Here is a 6,141-nt window from a genome sequence, read left to right as displayed (position 1 = left end):
GGCCTGATGGATTGAAGAACCCATCGGTGGGTATTGGCGCGCGGCTGCAGCGATTTTTTGACAAGGTCATGGTTCACTATGACCGCTGGCTGAGCTGGGTGTTCCGGCACCAGGGCGCTACGCTGCTGGTGGCGCTGGCGACACTGCTGCTCACCGTGCTGCTTTATGTGGTGATCCCCAAGGGGCTGTTTCCCACGCAGGACACCGGGCAGTTGCAGGCAAGGATTGAAACTGCCCAATCGGTTTCATATGACCGAATGGCCACGCTGCAGCAGGCCGCCGCCAGGGCTATCCTGGAGGACCCTGACGTGGACACGCTGAGCTCCTTCATCGGCGTGGACGCGGCCAACAACACCATGCTGCATACCGGCCGCATGCTGATCAACCTCAAGCGCAAGCGCACCACCGGCCAGCCCGAGACCATGGACCGCCTGCGCGAACGCGTGGCAAGGGTCGCGGGCGCCACGCTTTATCTGCAGCCGACCCAGGACCTGACGATTGACGCTGAAACCGGTCCGACGCAGTTTCGCGTTTCACTAGAAGGCTCGGACAGTGCCACGGTTGTGAAATGGGCAACCCTGCTGGCGGAGCGCATGACGCAATTGGCCGGCTTGCGCCATGTCGCATCCGATGCCGACGCCACGGGAACAGCCGCCTACATCACAGTGGACCGCGACTCCGCCTCACGGCTGGCGATCACCACGTCCGCCATTGACGATGCCCTGTATAGCGCTTTTGGCCAGCGCATCGTCTCGACGATCTTCACTGAAACCAACCAGTACCGCGTGATTCTGGAGGCCATGCCCGATGCGCTGGCAACGCCGGCCTCGCTGGGTAATCTGCAGCTAAAAACCGGCGGCGGCAGCACCACTTCCCTGTCATCCATCGCCACCATCACCGAACGGCCCGCACCCCTGCAGATCACCCATGTCGCGCAATACCCGGCGACCACGCTGGGCTTTGACACCGCGCCTGGCGTGTCTTTGGGCAGGGCGGTTGACGAGATCAAGCAAGCCGCCAGAGACATCGCCCTTCCAGCCAGCGTGAACCTGACCTTCCTCGGCGCGGCCGGGGCCTATCAGTCTTCGCTCTCCAACCAGTTATGGCTGATCCTGGCTGCCGTCATCTGTGTTTACATCGTGCTGGGCGTGCTGTACGAAAGTTACGTCCATCCGATGACGATTCTCTCCACCCTGCCCTCCGCCGGCGTGGGCGCGCTGCTGGCGCTGATGCTGAGCGGCTCGGACCTGGGCGTGATTGGCATCATCGGCATCATCCTGCTGATCGGCATTGTCAAAAAGAACGCCATCATGATGATTGACTTTGCAATTGACGCAGAACGCAATGAAGGAAAGTCGCCGCAGGAAGCAATTCACCAGGCGGCCCTGCTGCGCTTTCGCCCCATTTTGATGACGACGCTGGCTGCGCTGTTCGCCGCCGTGCCGCTGATGCTGGGCTGGGGTGAAGGCGCCGAGTTGCGCCGACCGCTGGGCCTGGCTATTTTTGGCGGGCTGATTGTCAGCCAGGTGTTGACGCTGTTCACGACGCCGGTGATTTACCTGGCGTTTGACCGGCTGGGGCGGCGCCTTGGGCGCAAGGAGCGGGTTGATGCTTCCTTTTAACGTTTTTAATGGCTTTTATGCTCCTTGTCCAATAAATACGGTAGTGGGTAGCTATTTAATTAATAGCATTTCCGGTTTTCCCCCCGTCGCGGGGCTGGCCGGCAGTGGTTGCCGGGCGACACCCGGCCAGCAAGCCTCAGCCACGTTGTCGCAGCATAAAACTGCCGCTGATCGGACAGCCCGCGCAACGCCATGAACCTCTCCGACCCCTTCATTCGCCGCCCCATCGGCACGGTACTGCTGACCTTAGGCCTGGCACTCGCCGGCACTGGCGCCTTTTTTGTGCTGCCGGTCTCGCCGCTGCCCCAAATGGATTTTCCCGTCATTTCGGTCAGTGCCAGCCTGCCAGGCGCCAGCCCCGATACCATGGCCAGCAGCGTGGCAACGCCGCTGGAACGCCGCCTGGGCGTGATTGCAGGGGTCAATGAAATGACCTCCAACAGCGGCACCGGTTCGACCCGCGTCAGCCTGCAGTTCGACCTCAACCGCAAGATCGACGCCGCCGCGCGCGAAGTGCAGGCCGCCATCAATGCGTCACGCGCCGACCTGCCCGCCACGCTGCGCAGCAATCCGACCTACCGCAAGGCAAACCCGGCATCGGCACCCGTCATCATTCTGGCGTTGACCTCCAAAACCCGCTCGCCGGGGCAAATCTACGACGAAGTGTCCAACCTGGTGCAGCAAAAAATTGCCCAGGTGCCCGGCGTGGGTGAGGTGGAACTGGGCGGCGGCTCGCTGCCGGCCGTACGCGTCGAATTGCTGCCGTTTGCGCTCAACCGCTACGGTGTCAGCATGGAGGACGTCCGTGCCGCCCTTCAGGCCGCCAATGCCAACCGGCCGCGCGGCGCGATTGAAGGCAATGGCAGGCGACTGCAGATCTATTCGGGCGGCGCCAACGCCACCGGCGGGCTGCGCGCTGCCGACTACCGCGGACTGGTGATCGCCTGGCGCAACAACGCGGCCATACGGCTTGGCGACGTGGCCGAGGTGCTTGATGGCGTGGAGAACACCAACACGCTGGGCCTCTTCAATGGCGAGCCGGCGGTCGTCGTACTGATCACGCGCCAGCCCGATGCCAACGTGATCGCGACAGTTGACGGCGTGCGCGCCCTTCTGCCAGAACTGCAGGCCCAGCTGCCGCAGGACGTGCAGCTTCAGGTCGCCTCAGACAGCACCAACTCGATTCGCGCTTCGCTGCGTGAAATCGAGCTGACGCTGCTGATTTCGATTGCGCTGGTGGTGCTGGTGGTCAGCGCCTTTTTGCGCAGCGCGCGCGCCACCTTGATCCCGGCCGTTGCCACGGTGGTGTCACTGCTGGGCACGTTCGGCGTGATGTATCTGCTGGGTTTCAGCCTGAACAACCTGAGCTTGATGGCGCTGACGGTCGCCACCGGATTTGTCGTGGACGACGCGATCGTGGTGCTTGAAAACACCAGCCGCCATATTGAAGCGGGCATGGACCGCTTCAAGGCGGCGCTGCTGGGTGCGCGCGAAGTCGGCTTTACGGTGCTGTCCATCAGCCTGTCGCTGGTGGCGGTCTTCATTCCGCTGTTGTTCATGGGCGGGCAGACTGGCAGGCTGTTCCGCGAATTTGCCGTCACGCTGTCGGCCGCAGTGCTGATTTCATTACTGATTTCACTCACCACCACACCGATGATGTGCGCCTGGTTGCTCAAGCCCGCGTCCGACAACCAGCCGCCGGGCCGCATTGCACGCGGTTTTGAAAACGCCTTCAGTCGATTGCTCCGCGCTTACGAACACAGCCTGGACTGGGCGCTGGGCAGCAAGCTGCTGGTCATGCTGGCGCTGCTGGCCGTCATCGGGCTCAATGTCTACCTTTACATTTCAGCGCCCAAAGGCTTTTTTCCGCAACAAGATACCGGGCAGATCAGCGGCGGGCTGCGCGCCGACCGGAGCATTTCCTTTCAGGCCCTGCAGGGAAAACTCAAGGAGCTGGTCGACATCATCCGGCGCGACCCGGCGGTTGATACGGTGGTCGGTTTTACCGGTGGCTCGCGGGCGGGCGGCGGTTTCATGTTCATCAACCTCAAGCCGGTCGGCCAGCGCAGCGATGCCGGCCAGGCCGTCATCGCACGGCTACGCCCACAACTGGCACGCGTGACCGGGATCACCCTCTTCCTGAACCCGGTGCAGGACCTGCGCGGCGGCGGTCGTCAGAGTAACTCAACCTACCAGTACAGCCTGAAAAGCGACAGCGCGGCCGACCTGAAAAAGTGGGCCACACGGCTGGCCGATCAGATGAAGCTGGAAACCGCACTGACGGACGTGGACACCGACCAGCAGGAAAACGGCGTCGAAACCATGGTGACGGTGGACAAGCAAAGCGCGGCGCGCCTCGGCATCAGCTCGCGCGATGTCGATAACGCTTTGTACAACGCCTTTGGCCAGCGTCAGGTTGCCACGATTTACGGCGACCTGAACCAATACCACGTCATCATGGAAGTGGCGCCGCGCTATATACGCAGCCCCGAGTCGCTCAAGGATATTTATATTCCGGTCAGGGGCGGCGGCAACAGCACGCTGGCCACCGCAGCCTCGTCGGGCACGGCCACGGCGGTGGTGAATCCGGCCCTGCGCGATCCCTCGTCGGGCCAGGTCCTGAGCGCATCTGCCACCACCATGGTGCCGCTGTCGGCGATTGCCAGCTTCAGCGAAAACGCCGCGCCTGCGTCGGTCAGCCACGAGGATGGCGAGCTTTCCACCACGGTGTCTTACAACCTCGCCGACGGCAGCACGCTCAGCGACGCGCAGGCTGCGGTGAAGCAGGCGGAAGCCGCCATCGGCCTGCCCACCAACGTGCGCGGCAGCTTCTCGGGCACTGCCCTTAACGCGCAGCAGTCGCAAAACGAGCAGCCGCTGCTCATCCTGGCCGCGCTGCTGGTGATCTACATCGTGCTGGGCATTCTTTACGAAAGCCTGATTCATCCGCTGACGGTGCTTTCCACACTGCCTTCAGCCGGTGTGGGCGCGGTGCTGGCGCTGCTGCTGTTCAAGCTGGATTTTTCCATCATCGCGCTGATCGGCATTTTTCTGCTGATCGGCATCGTCAAGAAAAACGCCATCCTGATCATCGACTTCGCCCTTGACGCGGAACGCGCTCGCGGACTTTCCGCCGTCGAGGCCGTGCGCGAGGCCTGCCTGCTGCGCTTTCGCCCGATTCTGATGACCACGATGGCGGCCATCCTGGGCGCCTTGCCGCTGGCCATCGGTTTTGGCGAAGGCGCAGAGCTGCGCCGGCCGCTCGGCATTACCATCATCGGCGGGCTGATTGCCAGCCAGCTGCTGACGCTACTGACGACGCCGGTGGTCTACGTCCTGCTCGACAAACTGCGTCGCGGTGGCTCGTCAGAACGTCATCTGAGCAGGCACGCGGGCGAAGCGCCAGAGCCGCCGCCTGCAGCTGCTGCGCTGCAACTGCAATGAGGCATTCCATGCAACACCCAAAAACTCTTCGCAGCGCCGGCCGCACCGTGCTGGCGACCACCGTGCTGGTTTTAGGCCTCAGTGCCTGCGCGGTAGGCCCCAACTACCAGCGCCCCGGCACACCTGATGTCAGCGCTTTCAAGGAAGCCGAGGGCTGGTTGCCCGCCGCGCCCGCTGATGCCCTGGAACGCGGCCCGTGGTGGCGCCTGTTCGGCGACCCGGTGCTGGACCAGCTCGCCGCGCGCGTCGACGTGTCCAATCAGAACGTTGCGCAGGCCGTGGCCGCCTACGCCCAGGCGCGGGCGCTGGTACGCGAGCAGCGGGCCTCGCTGTTTCCAACGGTCACGCTCGACGGCGGCGCCAATCGTTCGGGTTCTGCCAACGTCAGCCCCGGCAACAAATACCAGCTCAGCATGGGCGGCAGCTGGGAACCCGATGTCTGGGGCCGGCTTGACCGGGCGGTCGAAGGCGCGTCGGCCAGCGCGCAGGCCAGTGCCGCCGACCTGGCCTCGGCGCGGCTATCGGCCCAGGGCGAACTGGCGGTAAATTACCTGTCCTTGCGCCAGACCGATGCGCAGAAAGCGCTGCTTGCCAGCACCATTGCCGGCTACCAGCGCTCGCTTGAAATCACGCAGAACCGCTACACCGCGGGCATCGCCGCCAAAACGGACGTACTACAGGCGCAGACCCAGCTTGCCAATGCGCAGGCCGACGATGCCGGGCTGCTACGCCAGCGTGCGCAGCTGGAACACGCAATTGCCGTGCTGGTCGGTGAAGCGCCCGGCAACTTCACGCTCACGTCAGCGGACTGGAGTCCGGTGGTGCCTGAAGTGCCGGTGGGCCTGCCCTCAACGCTGCTGCAGCGCCGGCCCGACATTGCCGCAGCCGAACGCCGGGTGGCTGTGGCCAACGAGCAGATCGGCGTCGCCAAAAGTGCGTATTACCCCAGCCTGTCGCTGCGCGCGTCTTATGGACTGGGGGCAAGCCGCGCGGCCGACCTGTTCAGCGCATCCAGCAGCCTCTGGTCCATTGGCCTGTCGGCCGCACAGGTGCTTTTTAACGCCGGCGCCACCGG

The 6,141-nt window shown here is 63.8% G+C and carries 3 protein-coding genes; all 3 read left to right on the top strand.

Annotated features, from left to right (window positions below; genetic code table 11):
- The coding region (locus tag HHJ19_RS12350; RefSeq protein ID WP_296907781.1) for an efflux RND transporter permease subunit at window positions 1–1,622 on the top strand (1,622 nt) is incomplete at its 5' end.
- A gap of 192 nt (window positions 1,623–1,814) precedes the next feature.
- Window positions 1,815–5,066, top strand: a complete 3,252-nt coding sequence (locus HHJ19_RS12345; RefSeq protein WP_296907778.1) for an efflux RND transporter permease subunit — start codon at window positions 1,815–1,817, stop codon at window positions 5,064–5,066.
- Window positions 5,067–5,074: 8 nt separating this feature from the next.
- The coding region (locus HHJ19_RS12340; protein ID WP_296907774.1) for an efflux transporter outer membrane subunit at window positions 5,075–6,141 on the top strand (1,067 nt) is incomplete at its 3' end.

This window comes from Polaromonas sp. (assembly GCF_012927415.1).
Classification (GTDB): Bacteria; Pseudomonadota; Gammaproteobacteria; order Burkholderiales; family Burkholderiaceae_C; genus Polaromonas.
Note: the sequence above shows the minus strand (reverse complement) of the source record. Positions and strands in the feature narration are given on the sequence as shown.